The 19,704-nt window shown below is 64.7% G+C and carries 11 protein-coding genes; 4 read left to right on the plus strand and 7 right to left on the minus strand.

What is annotated here, in order from left to right; genetic code table 11:
• Positions 1–18: 18 nt before the first annotated feature.
• From GFD25_RS08045 to GFD25_RS08055, 3 genes are all read right to left on the minus strand, one after another.
• A complete protein-coding gene (locus GFD25_RS08045) occupies positions 19–1,545 on the minus strand; it encodes an amino acid permease (protein WP_163231682.1) in 1,527 nt (508 codons plus the stop codon).
• 372 nt (positions 1,546–1,917) lie between these two features.
• Positions 1,918–5,700, minus strand: a complete 3,783-nt coding sequence (locus GFD25_RS08050) for an FtsX-like permease family protein (RefSeq protein WP_204314834.1) — start codon at positions 5,698–5,700, stop codon at positions 1,918–1,920.
• 149 nt (positions 5,701–5,849) lie between these two features.
• Positions 5,850–6,551 carry an ABC transporter ATP-binding protein gene (locus GFD25_RS08055; RefSeq protein ID WP_163231684.1) on the minus strand — a complete coding sequence of 234 codons (702 nt, stop codon included), beginning with the start codon at positions 6,549–6,551 and terminating at the stop codon, positions 5,850–5,852.
• A gap of 290 nt (positions 6,552–6,841) precedes the next feature.
• Here GFD25_RS08055 and GFD25_RS08060 point away from each other — a divergent pair, with 290 nt between their 5' ends.
• Positions 6,842–8,242: an ATP-binding protein gene (locus GFD25_RS08060; RefSeq protein ID WP_163231686.1), complete on the plus strand. Its 1,401-nt coding sequence runs from the start codon at positions 6,842–6,844 to the stop codon at positions 8,240–8,242.
• A gap of 203 nt (positions 8,243–8,445) precedes the next feature.
• On the plus strand, positions 8,446–9,960 hold the full coding sequence (locus GFD25_RS08065; RefSeq protein ID WP_163231688.1) for an amino acid permease: 1,515 nt from the start codon (positions 8,446–8,448) through the stop codon (positions 9,958–9,960).
• A gap of 265 nt (positions 9,961–10,225) precedes the next feature.
• Here the strand turns inward: GFD25_RS08065 and GFD25_RS08070 are convergent, their stop codons facing one another.
• The 4 genes from GFD25_RS08070 to yicI form a co-directional block, all read right to left on the minus strand.
• Positions 10,226–11,713, minus strand: a complete 1,488-nt coding sequence (locus GFD25_RS08070) for an alpha-L-fucosidase (RefSeq protein WP_163231690.1) — start codon at positions 11,711–11,713, stop codon at positions 10,226–10,228.
• A gap of 62 nt (positions 11,714–11,775) precedes the next feature.
• Positions 11,776–13,149 (minus strand): serine hydrolase domain-containing protein, encoded by a 1,374-nt coding sequence (locus GFD25_RS08075; protein ID WP_163231691.1) that lies wholly within the window; start codon positions 13,147–13,149, stop codon positions 11,776–11,778.
• Positions 13,150–13,281: 132 nt separating this feature from the next.
• The gene (locus GFD25_RS08080) at positions 13,282–15,525 is read right to left on the minus strand and encodes an alpha-galactosidase (protein ID WP_163231693.1); all 2,244 of its coding nucleotides are present in this window, start codon (positions 15,523–15,525) and stop codon (positions 13,282–13,284) included.
• Between the two features lie 168 nt (positions 15,526–15,693).
• Positions 15,694–17,871, minus strand: coding sequence for an alpha-xylosidase (gene yicI / locus GFD25_RS08085; RefSeq protein ID WP_163231695.1), 2,178 nt, complete (start codon positions 17,869–17,871; stop codon positions 15,694–15,696).
• A 194-nt stretch (positions 17,872–18,065) separates the two neighbouring features.
• Here yicI and GFD25_RS08090 point away from each other — a divergent pair, with 194 nt between their 5' ends.
• Together GFD25_RS08090 and GFD25_RS08095 are read left to right on the plus strand one after the other, a co-directional pair.
• Complete coding sequence (locus GFD25_RS08090; RefSeq protein WP_163231697.1) at positions 18,066–18,863, plus strand: hypothetical protein; 798 nt, start codon at positions 18,066–18,068, stop codon at positions 18,861–18,863.
• A 57-nt stretch (positions 18,864–18,920) separates the two neighbouring features.
• On the plus strand, positions 18,921–19,589 hold the full coding sequence (locus GFD25_RS08095; protein WP_163231699.1) for a YesL family protein: 669 nt from the start codon (positions 18,921–18,923) through the stop codon (positions 19,587–19,589).
• The last annotated feature ends 115 nt before the right edge of the window (positions 19,590–19,704 follow it).

Raw genomic sequence — 19,704 nt, forward strand, 5'->3', positions numbered from 1 at the left:
CGGCACCGGGCATCCCGCCTACCTGCCCAATGCCTCCTTGAGGTCGCGCGACTGGAACCGTTCGTGCAGCAGGCAATACCCGCCGAACACCGCCAGCCACACGAGGCCCGCGATGGCGGAACCGCGCGTGTCATCCGCAAGGAACAGCGTGCAGTACACGAACACGAAGAACGCGATCGCCAGCGTATTGGTGAACTTCCACGCCGGCATCACGAAACCGTCCGCAATGAAGTCGGCGGAACGGCGGTAGCGACGGTGCGCGATCATCGTCAGCGTGTAGATGAAGATGATCACCGCAGAGGACGCGGATGCGAACAGCACGAACGCGCCGGAGACGCCCGGGATCGCGTTGATGACCGGAGACAGCAGGATCAGCGCCGCGGACACGAGGATCGCGCGCGCCGGAACCTGCCGGCTCGACACCTTGCCGATCTTCTGGAACGTCGGCGATTCGGACTCGATCGCCAGCTGGTACAGGTGGCGTCCGGCCGAGTACAGCAACGAGTTCAGCGCGGAGGACGCGGCGGTGATCACCACGAAGAACACGAGCGCGGCGGCCCACTTGAGGCCCGCGTACTGGAACACCATGATGAACGGCGACGCGAACGAGCCATCCGCGTTCGGCTTGAACGTGGTCCACGGCACGATCGCCATGATCGCGAGCAGCGCGCCCACGTAGAAGATGAGCACGCGCACGATGATCTCGTTGACGGCCTTCGGCAGCACCTTGCGCGGGTTCTGCGTTTCGGAGACGGTCACGCCCACGAACTCGATCATCTCGTACGCGTAGAACACCATCTGGAAGCTCATGAGGAACGCGAGCCAGCCGTTCGGCGCGATGGAGAAGTTGTTCGTCAGGTTGTCGAGTCCCGCATGGCCGGCCGGCGACGCGGCGTCCTGTCCGGTGATCTGCACGGCGTCGTAGTGGTAGCCGATCACGACCATGACGACCGCGGTGGCGATCATCGCGCAGATCAGCGTGATCTTGATCATCGAGAACCAGAATTCCGCTTCGCCGAACGCTTTGACGGCGATGAGGTTGATGGTGACGAGCGCGGCGAGGAAGCACAGTTCGATCAGCCATTTCCAGTGGATCAGGTTGATGCCGAACGTGTCGAAGAACGTGATGAAGTACGTGGAGACGGCCGTGATCTCGCTCATGCCGATGAGCACGAGCACGATCCAGTACGACCAGCCGGCGAATTTGCCCCAGCCGTTGCCGAGATAGCGTTTGATGAAGTTGATGAACGTGTGCTGGCTCGGGTCGCGGTACATGAGTTCGCCGATGGCCCGCATGAGCAGGAACATGATGATGCCGACCGCGATGTACACGAAGATGATGCTCGGACCGGTCAACGCGATGGACTTGCCGGAACCGAGGAACAGGCCGGTGCCGATCGTGCCGCCGATGGCGATGAACTGGACGTGGCGGTTGTTCAGGCCGCGGGCCATCTGATTGTCCTTGTCGAGATTCTCGACCGATGTAAGGGTGCCGGTGCCGTCGGATGATGAACCGTTCGGCTGGGCGCTCTGGGATTTGCTCATGTTCTACCTGCTTCTTTCAATAACAGGTTCAAACTGTAGCATCGAGCATGTTACGACAACAGGGGCGGTTCAATGATCCGACGTGACGATATCGTGCGCATTTCCCCCAAAAGTTCAATTCGTTGAACTTTCGCGCAACCAGCCCCTCTCCCTTCTTTCCCCTGACAGGGGAGGGCGACGCAGATGCCGCACCGCATCCCGCGCCCCTTCGAAACTCCCTCCCCTGACAGGGGAGGGTGGCGCGCAGCGCCGGGTGGGGTCCCACCCCCCCCCCCCCCCCCCCCCCCCCCCCCCCCCCCCCCGCGGGGGGGGGGGGGCCGCCCGGGGGGGGGGGGCCCCCCCCACCCGCCACGCGAAACCCCACCCTTCCCCTCACTCCACGCTTTTGAGCGACACCGCCGGGTCGATGCGGTCGAGCACCGGATTGGTGAACAGCTGCACGAACAGGGCGAAGACGAGCGTGACCCCGGCGGCGATCGCATAGCTGACCCAGCGCACGCTCACCTCGAAGTACATGCCGGGCATGGCGAGCGCCGCCGTGAGCAGGCCGCCCACCCATCGCCCGACCGGCAGGCCGACGATCACGCCGATCACGGTCAGGATCATCATCTCGCGGTTCACGTACCGGTGCACTTCGCGGTCGTAGAAGCCGAGCACCTTGAGCGTGGCCATTTCGCGCACGCGTTCGGACACGTTCGTGTTCGCCAGCGTGAACAGCACCACGAGCGCCAGTCCGCCGGCCAACGCCACGATGAGCGCCACCACGGCTCCCATGAGGTCGAAGCTGAAGCTGCGCTGCAGCTTGGCCGTGCTTGCGACGCTCAGCACGGCCGCGTCCTTGGCGAGCCGTTCGGCATAGGCGATCTGCTCGTCGTCGGAACCGTCATACCGTGCGAACACCGTGTTCAGTTTCACTCCGTCGACCACGGTCGCTTCAGTGTCAGTGGAGGCAGTGTCAACCCCGCCGACGGCCGATCCGCTGTTGCCATCCGTTTTCCCGGCCGTGGTTGAACCGGATGAGGTGCCGGAATCGCTCGAACCATCGGAATCCCGCGAATCCGCAACCGAATCATCAGTACCCGCATCGTCCCCGCCGAAGAACTTCTGGTAGTCGGAGGTCAGCACGTACACGTCCGCGCCGATCACCGACCGGCTGACGTTCACGACACGCACCTGCTTACGCTGCGCCTCGCCGTTTTTGAGCGTAATCAGGTCCCCTGCCCGCACGCCAAGCGCATTCGCCGCGCTCTGCGAGACGATCACGCCGTTCGCCCGGCCGTTCTCGAAATTATCCATGCGGATCGGCAGACCGTCCGAAACCGAACGCAGATCGGCGATGCGATCCATCGCGGATCCGTTCGGCACGGTGACGATCTGCACGGTTTCCGTCTCGTCCATACCGGTCGTGATCTCGCCGTTTTCGACCCTCGCCAATGCAAACGACCTGGACGAATCGTCGATCGCGCCGTCGCCGCGCAACCGGTCAAGCACTGTTGACACGTCGTTATGATCCGCCACGACCATGAGGTCGTACCGGTACACGTCCTGGTACTGCGTGACCGGCAGCGCGTCCACCGTATCGCTGATCGCCAGGCCGCATACGATGAGCGCGGTGCAGCCGGCCACGCCGCCGACCGTCATGATCAGCCGCGACTTGAACCGCACGAGGTTGCGCACGGTGACCTTGTTGAGGAATTTCATGCGCTTCCAGATCGGCGTGACGCGTTCCAGCAGCACGCGCGACCCGGCCCGCGGCGCTTTCGGCCGCATGAGTTCGGCCGGCGTCTGCCGCAGTTCGCCCGCGCACGCGACGGCCGTGGCCGCGACCACGCCGACGACGAACAGCGCGATACCGGCCGACCCGTACAGCCAGTCGTATTCGAACCGCACGCCGGGCACCATATACAGTCCCTGCAGCACGATCAGCAGGAACGCGGGAATCCCGATGAATCCGGCGATCAGGCCGAGTCCGCCGCCGATCAGGCAGGCAAGCGCGGCGAACAGCACGTACCGCATCGAGATCGCGAACGGCCCGTAGCCGAGGCCGACGTAGGTGCCGATGAGCCCGCGCTCCTCCTCGACCATGCGCGTCATCGTGGTCAGACTCATAAGCACGGCGACGAGCAGGAACACGACCGGGAACGCGCGGCCGATCGACTCGATCGAGCTCAGGTCGGATTTGATCGCGCTGAATCCGCCGATCGCGGAGCGGGTCTGCACGTACCAGCGGGCGACGGCGATGTCGTCGATGCGCCGCTGCTGTTTGGCGAACTCGGTTTCGGCGTCCTGCTTGCTCTGGTCGAGTTTGTTCTGCGCTTCGGTGAGTTTCTTCTCGCCGTCCGCGAGCTTGTCTGCGGCCGTTTTCAGTTGCTTGCGCCCGTCGGCGAGCTGTTTGCGGCCGTCCTTGAGTTTGGCTTCCTGCTCGTCGAGTTGGGCGGACAGTTGCGTGATCTTGTTCGCGCCGGTTTCGATTTCCGCGGACCGGCTTTCGAGTTGTGCGCGGGCGTCGGCGGATTCGCGTTCCTTGACGGCCAGGTCGGCGTCCTGTTGGTCGAGCTTGGCTTGCGCGGGGACGATGGTCGACTCGAGCGTGGCGGTGAGCTGGTCGCGTTGCCGTTCGAGCTGCGTGCGTTGGGTTTGCAGTTCGGCTCGGCGGGCGGACAGTTGCGCGGTGATGTCGGCGATGGCGTCGGCCGTGGGCTTGGCGGGCGCGTCGATGCCGAGTTCGGCGAGCGCCTTGCGGATCCGCTCCCATTGTTTGTCGGAATCGTTGACGACTGACGCATCGCCGGCCCCGGGGTCGCTCGTCGGCAACGCGGCGATCTCCCGCGTGACCTGGTCGATGGCGGCGATCGTCGCGGTCGCTTGTTCGATGCTTTGCTTGGCTTGCGCGATGCCTTGGTCGATCGGCTTGCGTTTGGCGTCGAGCTGGTTTTGCGCGGCGTCGAGCTGTTTGCGGGCGTCGGCCAGTTGCGAGGCCGCGTCGTCGAGCTGTTTGCGCGATGCCGTGATCTGCGCACGACCGTCCTCGATCTGCTGGCGTGACTTGTCGAGCCGTTTGCGACCGTCGGCGATCTGCTGTTCGCCGTCCTTGATTTCGGATTCGCTCGTATCCAGTTTCGCCCGGTTTTTATCGTATTCGACGCGGGCGGAGACGAGGTCGGAACGGTTTTTGTCGATGGTGTCCTGCGCGTCGTCGAAACGTTGCTGGGCGTCGGCTTTGGCCTTGTCGAGCTTGGCCTGAGCGGCGTCGACGAGCTGGCGGCGGCGTGCCTTCTGCCGTGAGGTCTGCACGGTGTCTGTGATGCGGTCGGCCACGTCGCGGATCAGATTGTCGTAGTCGGAGCCGAACGAGTTCTCCTGCTCGCTGCCGTCCACGGTGAGGCTGATCGCCGTGTAGATGTTGCCGGTCACGCCGTCGCTCGGCGCGAAGAACGCATAGTCGGAGGCGAGGGTCTGGCGGAACGCTTCGGAGCCGATGCCGTCCGGGTTGCTGACGTCCTTCGGGTCGATGACTTCGCCGACGATCGTCAGTTCGGTCGGGAACTGCGGGGACTGCTCGGCGGATTCCGTGGACGTATCCGTGTCATCCGCGGACGCCGTATCCTTGCCATCCGCGTCGTTGGATGCTTCGCCCGTGCCGGAACCGGCCGACTCGTCTCCCGTGCCGGAACCACTCGATGTGGCGCGCTCGCTCGGCGTCACGGTCAGCGTATCGCCGATCGCATGTCCGCTGTCCATCAGGAATTTCTTCGTGACCGCGATCTCGCCGGCCTTGTCGGGCAGGCGGCCGTCCTGCACGTACGGCCGGTCGAGGCCGTTCACGCCGATTTCGTTGATCGTCACGGTTTTGTCGGCGCCATCGACCGAGACGGCGACGCTCTGGCTGCGTTCCGGCTGCACGGTGTTCACGCCTTCGATGCCGCGCAGCGCGTCCACGTCGTCGTCGGTCAGTCCGAGCGTCGACATCACCTGGATGTCGTGCAGTCCCTGCGCGTCGTAGAAGCGGTCGGCGGCGCGGAACATGTCGCGGCAGCCCGCGTAGATGCCGGTCAGCACGGCCACGCCGAGCAGCGAGATCACGGCGATCGACACGAACCGCCGCCATCCGCGCAGCCAGCAGCGCAGCGTGTCCCTGGCGAACGCGGCCGACATACCGCGCCCGCGGGTGCCGGTCGAACCACCGGCACCGGGCAGGCCGGCGTATCCGGTCGATCCGGCGCGCTCATATGCTGAATCCGCGTCGGACACGTCGCCCAGCGCGTCTTCCAGTTCCTCGTCCTGCTCCCGCCGTGCCATCGCGATCACCACTCGATCTGCGAGATCGACGTCGGCGCGGGGTTCACGTCCTCGCTGGTCACGCGTCCGGAACGGAATCGGATCACCTTGTGCGCCATCGGCGCGAGCGCGGAATTGTGCGTGATGATCATGACCGTCATGCCTTCCGCCGTGCAGATGTCCTGCAGCAGTTGCAGCACTTCCTTGCCGGTTTCGTAGTCGAGCGCACCGGTCGGCTCATCGCACAGCAGCAGTTTCGGTTTCTTCGCGATCGCGCGGGCGATCGACACGCGCTGCTGTTCGCCGCCGGACAGCTGCGCGGGGAAGTTGTTCAGACGGTCGGCAAGTCCGACCTTGCGCAACGTTTCGGCCGGGTCAAAATGGTCAGGGCAGATCTGCGACGCGAGTTCGACGTTTTCGAGCGCGGTCAGGTTCGGCACGAGATTGTAGAACTGGAAGACGAAGCCGATGTCGTTGCGACGGTAGGTGATGAGGTCGCGTTTGCGCAGGTCGGTGATGTCGCGGCCGCCGACGATCACGCGGCCGTCCGTGGCCGTGTCCATGCCGCCGAGGATGTTGAGCGCCGTGGTCTTGCCGGCGCCGGACTGGCCGAGGATGACGGTCAGCTCGCCCTGGTCGGCGGTGAACGTCGCCCCGTCGAGCGCGCGGATCGACGAGGAACCGGCCGGATACTCCTTGACCACCTGGTCGAATTCGATATACGCCATCGCATCTCCCGTCATCTGCCCGCCGGGACGCGCCTTCGCGTCCCGGCAGCCGAATCAGCCGCGCGCAAACCAGCCGCGGCATAGTCCTACATCCTATTTAACTCCCCCGCGACGAAAACGGAACTCCCACACGCGGAAGCCCTCGCAAACGGCAATCTGCCAGCGCTGGCAGTCGCAGACCGCAAACGACCGCCATAAGAGACAGATCTTGCCACCATTCAGCGGCATATAGTAAGGTATACTTTAGTAATATTTACTTTACTAAAGTAACACGCAGAAGAGGAACCGTCATGGCATTCATAGGACGAGATCGTGAACTCGCACAGCTGCAACGGGCGTACGACTCAGACGCGTTCGAATGCGTCGTCGTATACGGACGGCGACGCATCGGCAAGACCACGCTGATCAACCGTTTCCTCGAAGGCAAGCCGAACATCTTCTATTCGGCGATCGAAGCCACCATGCAGGGCAACCTCGTCGCGCTCAGCAACGCCATCAACGTATACCGCAACGCCGGGGAGACGACCGGCGTCGCTCCCGTCTACCCGGATTTCCAAAGCGTCACCGACGCCGTATTCGCCATGGCGCACGACCAACGCCTCGTATGGGTGATCGACGAATACCCGTTCCTCGCGCAGGCCGACCGTTCGGTATCGTCGATACTGCAGCACGCGATCGACCGCAACAAGCACGACAGCAAGCTCATGATCGTGTTGTGCGGATCAAGCATGTCGTTCATGGAACGGCAGGTGCTGGACTACACCAGTCCGTTGTACGGCCGCCGGACGGAATCGATCAAGCTCATGCCGTTCACTTTCGACGAGACACGGCGATTCACGAGTCAGCTGACCAAGGAACATTCCGCCATCGCCTACGGTCTGACCGGTGGGGTCGCACAGTACCTCGAATGGATCGCGCCCTCCGACGACATCGCCGGCATGATCGAGAACCGGGTGATCTCCCCCTTGTGCAACCTGTTCGACGAACCGTACATGCTGCTGCAGCAGGAAGTACGCAAGCCCGCCGAATACAACGAGATGATCAGCAACATCGCCACGGGATCGTCCCGCATGAGCGAAATATCATCGGCCAGCCGCATGCCCACCAGCCAGGCGCAGATGTACCTGACCAACATGATCGATCTCGGCATTCTCGACAAGGAGATGCCGTTCGGCGCGAAAGGGCGGAGCAAGACGATCTATCGCATCAAGGACCCGTTCTTCCGCTTCTGGTACCGCTACGTTCCGCGCAGCATGTCCGCCATCCAGGCGCGCAGGCTTGGGCTTGTGACCAGGATGATCATAGACGACCTGCCACGATTCATGGGACCGGTGTTCGAGGACATCAGCGGGCAGTGGATGTGGGGACGCGGATACGACCGGCTGCCATTCCCCGTTCTGCAGGCCGGCCGCTGGTGGGGATCCGATCCGAAGACCCGGCAACAGGAGGAAATCGACATCGTCGCCACCGGCGAGGATCCGGCCCGGGCCATACTCTGCGAATGCAAGTGGCGCAACGATCCGGTCGGAGAAACCGAATACCGGACGCTGCAACGCCGCGGCCAGTTGCTGCCGTATCCGGACAAGCATTACATCCTGTTCTCCAGGACGGGATTCACCGACAACCTGCGCCGCATAGCCGACGCCGACGCGACCGTGCAACTAGTCTCGTTCGACGACATGGTTGAGTGACGGTCTTATTGCAAGACTCTCGGACCATGACCGCACCGCTGCCCGCAAACGGCCGCGGCTGATGCCGGCGCGTTCGGGAGCCGTACGGCGGAACCGAAACACGGCACGACCGGCGGACGGCATACAATAGCGGCCATTGTCCATGCACCACCGCGGACGCCGAAGGAACGACGGCCGCACATATCCGAGAGAGAAGAGGCATCATGGCACAGCAACAACCGGGCGGGCGGACGCCGCAGACCGCACCGCGGACCGAGACGCCCGCACCGCGGTCCAAGCATGAAACCGATGACGTTCCCGTGCCGGCGACCCTGCGCAAGTCGCTGAAGAACCGTCATATCCAGCTGATCGCGCTCGGCGGCGCGATCGGCACCGGCCTGTTCTACGGTTCCAGCGAGTCGATCGGCCTTGCCGGCCCGTCGATCCTGCTCGCGTATCTGGTCGGCGGTCTCGCGATCTTCATGATCGTGCGCGCGCTGTCCGAAATGTCGGTCGAGGATCCGAAGGCCGGCGCGTTCAGCTACTACGCGACCCGATACTGGTCGAAGCGCGCCGGCTTCGTGAGCGGATGGAACTACTGGTTCAACTACATTCTCGTGTCGATGGTCGAGCTGAGCGTCGTCGGCTCGTTCGTCAACTACTGGTTCCCGAACATTCCGCGCTGGGTGTCTGCGGCCGTGTTCCTCGTCGTGATCGCCGCCGCCAACCTGCTCGGCGTGAGCAAGTTCGGCGAATTCGAGTTCTGGTTCGCGATCATCAAGATCGTGGCCGTCGTCGCGATGATCCTCGGCGGACTGGCGGTGCTCGTCGCAGGTCTGCCGACCGAGTCCGGCATCAAGGCGAGTTTCGCGAACTGGTTCGCGATCGACGGCGGCTTCTTCCCGCACGGTCTCATGCAGCGCACGGCAGACGGCCAGTGGACGGGTCTGCTCATGGCCCTGTGCGTCGTGATGTTCAGTTTCGGCGGCACCGAGCTCATCGGCATCACCGCGGGCGAGACCGAGAATCCGCGCACCACGATCCCGCGCGCGACGAACGGCATCATCTGGCGCATCCTCGTGTTCTACATCGGCGCGCTCGGCGTGATCATGGCCGTGGTGCCGTGGAACACGATCGACGGCACGTCCAGCCCGTTCGTGCAGATTTTCGACTCGGTGGGCGTGCACGCGGCCGCCGGCATCCTCAACTTCGTGTGCCTGACCGCCGTGATGAGCGTCTACAATTCCGGCCTGTACGCGAACTCGCGCATGCTGTACTCGCTCGCCAAGCAGGGCAACGCGCCGGCGTACCTGGGCAGGCTGAACGCGCACGGCGTGCCGGTCGCGGGCGTGATCACGTCCGCGATCATCACGGCGCTGGCCGTGGTGGTCGTGTTCCTGTGGCCGGAGTTCGCGTTCAACTATCTGATGTCGATCGCGACGATCGCCGGCGTGATCAACTGGTCGATGATCATGATCACGGAAGTGCACTTCCGCAAGGTCGTCGCGGCAGGTAACGGCCCGGCCGAACTGGCCGGACTGCGCGGCTCGGAGGCGTTGGACGCGATTCATTTCAAGCTGCCGTTCGCGCGCGTGATGCCGTACGTCGTGCTCGCGTTCCTCGCGCTCGTCGTGGTGCTCATGTGCTTCTCGGCAAGCTACCGCGTGGCCGTGTTCGCCGGCGTGATCTGGCTGGCGATCCTGCTCGCCGCATACCAGCTCACCCAGGCGCGCAAGTAGCCGCAGGATGTCTGGCGAGCGGCCCGGTCGCTCGCCAGATGTTCGCAAACAGGCCATAACCCATAACCGAGCCCGTCTCACATCATGACGACTCAGTTATGGCCTTTTTCGTAACCACAACGACCGTAACCGAGTCCACGTTACAGATTCCGCAGTAGTTACGGTCGTCCGGCATGACGATAACGGCCGTAACTGAGTCGGATGATCCGACGGATGACTCGGTTACGGCCGTTCAAGCCGGGATACCGACGGACAGCGGACCTCCTTACGCGATGTCGATACGGAACACGACAGGCTTGTCGGTCTGTTCCAGCCCCGGCACCGTCGCCGTGAGACATTCGCCGTCGCGCGTCCATTCGATCGGGCCGTCGTGGCCGAGCACGCGGATGCCGGCGATCAGTCCGTGGAAGTCGGCGTCATGCTCTGCATCGCCGTCCTTGAGCCGGGCGAACCGGTACGTCCCGTCCGCGGCGGATCGCATCGCGATCGCATACAGCGCGGAACCGTTCACCATGTACCGCACATCGGCGGCGGTGAAATCCTTCTGCTCGCCATCCGAGAACTGCCCTTCGCGCACCACGGTCGGCCCTTCGCCGAACCGCTTCCACGGGCGGCTGCCGTAGATCGCCTCGCCGTTCACACGCAGCCAATCGCCGATCTCCAGCAGCACGACACGGTCCTCGTCGGCGATCGTGCCGTCCGGTTTCGGCCCGACGTTGAGCAGCAGGTTGCCGTTCTTGCTGACGATATCGACCAAATCATGCAGGATGCTCGCGGCCGAACGGTAGTCGTTGTGCTCGGTGTAGCCCCACGAGTTGAGTGCGATCGACGTATCGGTCTGCCAGTGGAACGGCTTGCATTCGGCCAGCACGCCGCGTTCCACGTCCGGCACGGCGGTGCCGAACATGAACGAGTCGTTCTTGTAGCAGATCACGGCACCGGTGCCCCACTCGTCGGCGCGGTCGTAATAGTATGCGGCGAACTTCTTCAAGTACGGCTGAACCGCTTCATGCAGAATCCACCAGTCGAAGTACACGATGCGCGGCCGGTATTCGTCCACGATCTCGCAGCAGCGCAGCAGCCAGTCCTCAAGGAACTCGCGGGACGGTTCGGGTTTGCTGGCGAGATCGTAATGGTCCGGCTCGGGCATGGCCGGCCAGTAGAAATCACCCCGCCGAAGCGGCTCGTGGATGTCGCTGTCGAACTCCTTGCCATGGCCCATGAACCACCAGTGCTCGACACGATGCGAGGACGCGCCGTTGATCAGCCCGCGCTCACGGAACGCGCGGGTCAGCTCGCCGAGCACGTCGCGCTTCGGGCCCATTTCTGCCGCGTTCCAATGCGACAAGCGACTGCGATACATCTGGAACCCGTCGTGATGCTCCGCAACCGGCACCACGTACCGTGCGCCCGCCCGCGCGAACAGGTCGGCCCACGCCTGCGGGTCGAAGTTCGGCGCGGTGAACATCGGGATGAAATCCTTGTAGCCGAACTCCTTCTGCGGCCCGTACGTCGTCACATGATGCCTGAACTCGGGCGAGTCCTGCACGTACATGTTGCGCGAATACCATTCGCTGCCGAACGCCGGCACCGAATACACGCCCCAGTGGATGAAGATGCCGAATTTGGCGTCCTCGAACCATTCCGGCGTGCGATACTGCCGCAGCGACGCCCAGTCGTCCTTGAACCGCCCGCCCGCGATCACCTCGTCGATCGCCGCGAGATCGCGCCGCATGTCCTCCACGGTTTCCATATCCGATCCTTTCCACCCCTGTCGATTCACCGTCGCCGTCGCGCCGCCCGACCGCGCACCCGCTACGCCAAGTGCGTATTGACGATGTTCTTGAGCTTGCGCACCAGCGGCGACGTGCCGATGTTGGTGAGCTGGATGTTGAACAGGAACGTCGAATCGGCCTGCGGATCGTTGACGAAATACGTGCCGAGCCAGCCGTCCCAGCCGTACTCGCCCTTGTGCGAAACCATGATCGATTTGCCCGGCTCCTCCACGACGCGCATGAACGTGTTGTAGCTGCACCCGGGCTGCCAATCCTCGAAATCCGGGTAGTGCCGCGCGAACAGTGCGCCCGAGGTCATCATGCGCACGGTAAGCGGCTGCAGGATACGCACGCCGTCCAACTCGCCGCCGTTCAGCAGCATCTGCGCGAACCGCGCGTAATCGTCGACGGTGGACCGCAGTCCCGCGCCGCCCGCCTGATACGCCGGATCGGACGTCGCCGCATACGGCACGCCCAAATGATCGGTGACGATCTCGCGCAACGGACCGCCCATATTCGCCGGGTCGATCGGAAAATCCGGACTGTCGTACACCGCGGCCAGCCGATCGAGCTTGTCCTGCGGCACGTAGAACGCCGTGTCGCCCATGCCGAGCGGAGCGAAGATCTCGTCGTGGAGGAAGTCGCCGAACCGTTTGCCGGACACGACCTCGACGATCGCGCCGACCACGTCCGCGCTGGTGCCGTACATCCAGTGACGGCCGGGCTGGAACCGCAGCGGGCAGGCGCCGAGCCGATTCGCCAGCTCGACCGTGCCCATCGGATCCGGCCCGTGCAGTCGATCGTTGAGTTCGTCGTAGACCTTGGCGACCAAACGGCCGGCCTCGAACTGCGGATCGGGATACGGCAGACCCGACGTCATCGTCAGCAGATCCTTGACGGTCAGGTCGCGCGCCATCGGGACGGTACGCTCGCCGTCGCCGGCCGCGACGCCGACGGTGCCGGCCACGTCGGTCGGGATGTCGTTGGTGAGCCAGGCGGTGTCGCCGCCCCGCCAGTCATCGTCGCCGTCCGAACCGTTCGTACCGTCCACGCCATTCGCGGACTCGGACGAACCGGCATGACCGGGCCGTACGCCTGGCTCGAATTCGGTGGTGACGCGCTGCCCCTTGAACCCGGGCAGAAAGTCGCTGACCGGCGCCGCGAGGTCGAGCAGGCCACGTTCGACGAGGATCATCGCGGCCGCGCCGGTGATCGGCTTGGTCTGCGAGTACAGGCGGAAGATCGTGTCTCGGGTCATCGCCTCGCCGCGTTCGATGTTGCGCATGCCGGCCTCGGCATACCAGCGTTCCTCGCCGTGCTGGATGGCCAGCATGTTCGCGCCGGCCACTTCCCCGCGATCCACCGCACGGTTCATCGCGTCCCGGATGAGTTTCAACGTGTCGTCATGCTGCATGTCTCGGATCATCGCTCCCTCAAATTATCGCGCCCACGCATGAGGACCGCATGGGCGCATGGATCGATTGACTCATTGATATCTGCCGTCAACCTTACGCCTCGCGACGGCGGATCGGCGGCGAAGTCCGCGTCAGACCGCCTCGAATTCAAGCACGATCGCCTGCATCGGCCACAGGTTCGGCAGCTGCAGCCCAACTTCGGCGAGCAGCCGGCCGGGCGCGACGAATCCGGTTTCGTCGGACTTGCCTGCGTCGGTGAGCCACTGCGGCGTCACCCACCCCCAGTGCGATTCGCCGATCTCGCGGCGCAGGCGCACGCGGTAGGAACGTTCAGGGTCGAGTCCGGTGACGCACAGCCGTTCGGCAAGCCAGTCTCGGATGTTGTCGACGGTGGCGACGACCCACACGGCACGCGTGCGGTCGGCGTTCACGACGCCTCGCGCCCGCAGCGACGGGTCCTTGAGGTCGGCGTGCATGACGCGACCGGCGTGCAATAGCCCGCGCAGTTCCTTGTAGAGCGCGACGAACGATTTCAGTACGGCGATCTCATCGTCGGAGCATTCGAGGATGTTCCATTCGAATCCGGAGCATCCGGTCAAGGAGATCGCAGCCCGGTAACTCAGGTCGGTGGCGCGGGCCGTGGAGTGCGCCGGCGAGGGGCCGACGTGCGCGCCGATCATTTCGGGCGGCACGATAAGTTCGGTCCAGCGCTGGATGTCGACGCGGTCGCGCGGGTCGTTGGAATCGGACGCCCAGATGCGGTCGGCGTGCTGCAGGATGCCGGCATCGGTGCGAGCGCCGCCGGACGAGCAGCTTTCGATCTCAAGTCCGGGGAAACGGGTTTTCAGCTCGTCGAACAGGCGATAGCAGGCTTCGGTCTGCTCGTGCAGGCCGAAGCGTCCGTCGTGCATCGGCTCGGTGACTTCGCGGTTGTGGTCCCATTTGATGTAGTCCACGCCGAGCCGTTCGATGAGCGCCGCCATCTGGTCGCGCACGTGTGCGTACGTATCCGGATTGGCGAGATCGAGCACGTACTGCGTGCGGTACGACAGGTCCTCGCGGCACGGAACCGCCTCGGGCGCGGCGAGGATCCAGTCAGGGTGCGCTCGGGCCAGATCGGAGTCGAGGTTGACCATTTCCGGTTCGAACCACAGGCCGAATTCCATGCCGAGGTCGTGCACATGCACGGCCAGCCCGTCGAGCCCTGCCGGCCAGACTTCTGGATCGACCACCCAGTCTCCCAGTCCGCGGGTGTCGTCGCGGCGTTCGTGGAACCAGCCGTCGTCAAGCACGAACCGTTCCACGCCGACCTCGGCCGCACGGTCGGCAAGCCGCTTCAACGTAGCCTCGTCGTGGTTGAAGTACACGGCCTCCCATGTGTTGAGCGTGAACGGACGCGGCTTGGCGGCGACGTCCACATGGCCGGGCAGCGAGCGCAGCCAGCCGTGGAAACGGTCGGCGACGCCATCCAATCCGCGCGAAGAGTAGGAGAAGCACACTTCCGGCGTAGTGTACGATTCGCCGGGCGCAAGGCGCACCTCGCCCGGACCGAGCAGTTCGCCGGCGCCGACGACCGGCTCGTGCGCGGACAGGTTGTCGATACGATACGTTTGGTTGCCGCTCCACGCGAGATGGCAGGCCCAGATCTCATCGGATTGCGAGCGCGGCGTGCCGACGGATGCGATGAACATCCACGGGCTGTCATGGCCGGTTTTGCCGCGACGGCAGTCGCGAGTGACCGACCCGACCGGCAACGCGGCGGTGGCGGGCTGTTTTTCGAGCGGCCACCGCCCGGTGAACTGGGTGAGCATATCGACGCGTTTCGGCATCGGCAGGGTCGCATCGAGCCAGTTGACAGCCAGCGGCTCGTCGGCGTTCGGGACGGCCTGTGCGGCGCCGCCGGGCGCCGCGTTCGGATCGGCGATGTTGGTGACGGCGTGCCGTGCGATGACGAGTCCGGATTCGGCGATGCGCAGCGTCGCGGTCAGGCGCAGCCCGTTGACGGCGTCCTCCGCGGTGACGGTGAGCGCCGACGGTTCGGAGACGGATTCGACGTGCGTCCAGCGCGCGTAGACCGGCCGGCCACCGCGGGAACATTCAAGTCCGGCACGACCGGCCCAGCCTTCCGCGCCTTGCGGGATCAGCGACGGACGCCATGCGGCGTCGGGCTTGTTCGGCGGGGTGTCCTTGAGCGTCATCGCGTCGAGCGCCGCGAGCGCGGATTCGTCGAATGCCGCACCGTCCGCCGCGTCGTTGGCGGCACAGACGAAATCCCGCCCCCAGTATTCCACCTGCGGCATCTCGTCGGCCGGTGTCTTGAGAATCACGCACACGCCGCCTCCGCGCAGCACCGCATGAGGGCCTTGGTCGAACATCGTCACATCCTTTCGTGTTGTTTCACATGAAACATGCGGCACGACGCCACTCACGTCATGCCGCACATCCCATTGCCGGGAATCAGACCGGTCGGGTCACTGCTTGACCGTGTCGTACCTGACGTCCATGTTCTCGGCCCTGAGTGCCACCGGCCGCAACCGTCCCGCTCAGAACCTGGCGTCGCCGCGGATCCACAACGGCACGTAGTCGTAGCCGACGTGCGATTCGCGCCGCCACGCGCCGGCCGCGAGCTCGACCGTCTCGCCGGTGAACCAGTTCGTCCACTTGCCCGCCGGCAGGTAGTATTCCACGTCGCCCGCGCGCGAGAACACAGGAGCGACCAGCAGGTCGGGGCCGAACATGTATTGGCGGTCGAGCTGCCATGCGGCCGGATCATCGGGGAACTCCATGAACATCGGACGCATGATCGGCGTGCCGTGCTCGTGCGCCTCCTCGCCGAAGCGCACGAGGTACGGCAGCAGGCGCTGCTTGAGCTTTGTGAACTCGCGCAGCACCTCGACCGCGCTCTGCCCCTCCGGAATCTCACGGCCGTGCTCGCGGTCCCAGTCGTCGAACAGCCACGGCACGCGATACAGGCGCGAGCCGTGCAGACGCGAATGCGAGCTGAGCAGGCCGAACGCCACCCAGCGCTTGTACACATCGGAATCGGGCACGGTGTCCTCGAAGCCGCCGATGTCGTGGCTCCAGTAGCCGAATCCGGAGCTCAGCAGAGACAGTCCGCCGCGCAGGCTCTGCGCCATCGCCTCGAACGTGGATTCGCAGTCGCCGCCCCAGTGCACGGGCTGCATCTGCCCGCCGACCGTCGCCGAACGCGCATACAGCACCGCCTCGCCGGTGCCGCGCTCCTCCTCGATCGCCTCGAACACGGCCTGGTTGTACAGCTGCGTGAACCAGTTGTGCATGAGCGCCGGATCGGTGCCGTCATGCCAGACGACGCCGCGCGACGGGATGCGTTCGCCGAAGTCGGTCTTGATCGCATCGACGCCCTGCCGCAGCAGGCCCTTGATCTTGCCTTTGAACCATTCGCGCGCGGCCGGGTTGGTCACGTCGATGATGCCCATGCCGGATTCCCACATGTCGGTGCGCCAGACCTTGCCGTCGGTGCGCTTGAGCAGGTAGCCGGCCGCCGCGGCCTCGTCGTAGACGGCGGATTCCTGGCCGATGTACGGGTTCGTCCACACGCAGATGTGCAGGCCGAATTCGTCGTGGAAGCGCTTGAGCATGGCTTCGGGGTTCGGGAACTGGTCCTCGTCCCAGGTGAAGTCGCACAGCTGGAACGGCTTCATCCAGAAGCAGTCGTAGTGGAAGGCGTTCAGCGGGATGTCGAGGTCGCGCATGCGGCTGACCATCTCGGAGACGGTCGCCTCGTCGTAATCCGTGGTGAACGAGGTGGACAGCCACAGGCCGTAGCTCCATTCCGGCACGATCGGCGGGCGACCGGTGAGCGCGGTGTAGCGGTCGAGGATCTCCTTGGGGCTCCGCCCGCGGATGACGAAGAACTCAACCGATTCACCAGGCACGGAGAACTGCACGGCCGCGGCGTTTTCGGTGCCGACCTCGAACGAGACGTGGCCACGATGGTTGACGAGCACGCCGTAGCCGCGGTTGGTCAGGTAGAACGGGATGTTCTTGTAGCCCTGCTCGCTTTGCGTGCCACCGTCCGCGTTCCAGATGTCAACGGTCTGGCCGTTCTTGACGAACGGGCCGAAATGCTCGCCGAAGCCGTAGACGTTTTCGCCGACGCCGAGACCCAGCTGGACGCGCATGTACCGGTCGGACTCGTCGGCGGCGAGACCGGTTTCGCTGGCGCCGAATTCGCCGACCGGTTCGCTGGCGACGGGCGCGTTCGCGTCGAGCGTGAAGTGGGCGATCGCACGGCCGTTCGCCGCAGTGAGCGGCGTTTCGTCGCCGCTGGCCGGGTCGAGTCCGAGGAAGCTCATCGCGAACGGAGCTCCCTTGGCGATGGCGACCTTGAGATCGCCGGCGGTCAGCGTGCCGTCGCCGGTCGTCTCGTCGATGGATGCCTCGCCGACCGAGGCTTCGTCGCCGGGGACGATCGGGAAGCCCTGTCCGACCGATTCGCCACGCCAGCGTTCGATGTTGACGCGGGCCACGCCCTCCATCGGCGAGGAGACGGTGATGGTGAACGAGGCGAGGTTCATGGTGTGGCCGATCGAAGCGATCCGCGTGCTCGGCACCAGCGCGCGCAGCGCCGACGACGCCGGGCCGTCGCCGTATGCGGTGGTCGTGATGCGGTAGGTTTCCTCGCTGGCCGCGCGCTGCACATGCGGGCGGACGCACCAGTAGCCGTCAGTGAACTTCATCGTCGCTCCTTCGTTGGATCGCTGCCGATCGGGTCGTCCGTCATGCCCGTCTTCCGCGATCCGAGCACGACGGTTCCGTCGGCAGAACTCTATCGTCGACCCCAGTATATCTTAATCGGTTAAGCAACACACGGTTTGTGCGCTATACTGAAGGCGTTCACTTACGATTTTGAGCAACGGCAAGGATGCACCACATGGCTTCTCAGCAGCACGACGACGGCCGCGACCGGCCTCACCCGCGCGGAGGCGGCGCCATCAGCGACGAGCAGGCCGACGCCATCGACGCACTGTCCGGCGACATCGCCTACCGCGGCAAGTCGCGTCTCGCCATCCTCGCGGCATTGCCGCCGGAGCGCAAATGGCCGTATTTCCGCGACGAACTGCTCGCCAGAACGGCGGCGATCGTCGCGGCCGTCGCCATCGTCATCTATCTGGCCGTGCAGATCCTCACGCCGCAGGCCGCGCCGCAACTGACCGTCGCCGTAATGCAGGGCGCGCTCGGCGATCAGGACGCGGCGGCCTTGCAGACCAATGTGGCTCAAGCGCTTAAGCTCCCCGAGGGACGCAAGGGCGGTGTGCGCGTCGACACCGGCTACGACCTGAACGACAGCGCCAGTCTGAGCAAGCTGCAGACGCTGCTGTCCGCCCACGAGATCGACATGATCATCGCGTCGCCGTCCGACTTCGAACAGCTCGCCGGCTTCGGCTATTTCCGACCGCTGACGAAAGCGCTTGACGACCCGCTGCGCACGGAACTGAAGGATGCGTTCACGACGTTCGCCGGCTACGACGATTCGAAAGACACCGACATCGACTACGACGGTTCCGGCAAGGGGGCGAGCGCGCCGTACGGGCTCGCACTGGCGGATGCGCCGCGATGGAGCGCACTGGGGTCCGCCGACAAGGACGCGCTGGCCGGGTTCGTCCTGGACTCCCCCAACGGCGACAACGCGCAACGCTTCATCGCATACCTCACCGACCGCGACCGGTGACAGACGCAACCGACGACGGCAACCGACGGCGGCAACCGCATACGAAAGGCAGGCATCATGCGCATCTTCGATCAGGACAATCCGTTCAACGACTTCATGTCCCGCGTGGGCGATCTCGCGATGATCAACGTCGCCTGGCTGGTCTGCTGTCTGCCCGTGGTGACGATCGGCGCGTCCACCGCGGCGATGTTCGAGGTCGTGCGCGCGTTGCACGAAGGCCGCGACGGCCATGTGATCCGCCGGTTCGGCCGCGCGTTCACGCGACGGTTCGGCGTCTCGCTCGCGTTGGAGCTGATCGCCGCCGCGTTCATCGCGCTGGGCACGTTCGACCTGTGGTATCTGACCAAGCAGGTCGCGGACACGACGATGGCGTCGCTCGGATACGGGATCACCGTCGCCCTCGCGCTGATCGTATTGGCCGGCGCCGGATTCGCGTTCCCGGTCACGTCGAGGTCAAAGCTCGGCGTGGGCGAGCAGATCGCGCAGTCGTTCCGCGTGGCCCTCGCCCATCCGCTGACCGCGCTGATCGTGCTCGTACTCAACCTGCTGCCGGTCGTGATCGCCGTGTTCGTACCTGGCGGATTCGCGTTCGTCACGTTCTTCTGGGGGCTGCTGTTCACGGCCGCGAGCGCGTGGATCACCGTCTACCTGATGCTGCGCGCCGGCATCATCGCCCTGCCGGCCGATCCCGACGTGGAGACGCCGACGTCAGAGTCAGAAGAATAGTCGCTGCCAACCCTACCTCCGTCTTTTCTGCCTCATTTTTCTGCATCACCGAACGTTTTCTGCCTCATTTTGATACACTTTGATGCAGAAAAACTCGTCGTGAGGCAGAAAGCGA

This window comes from Bifidobacterium aerophilum (assembly GCF_010667685.1).
In the GTDB taxonomy this organism is placed as follows: Bacteria; Actinomycetota; Actinomycetes; order Actinomycetales; family Bifidobacteriaceae; genus Bifidobacterium; species Bifidobacterium aerophilum.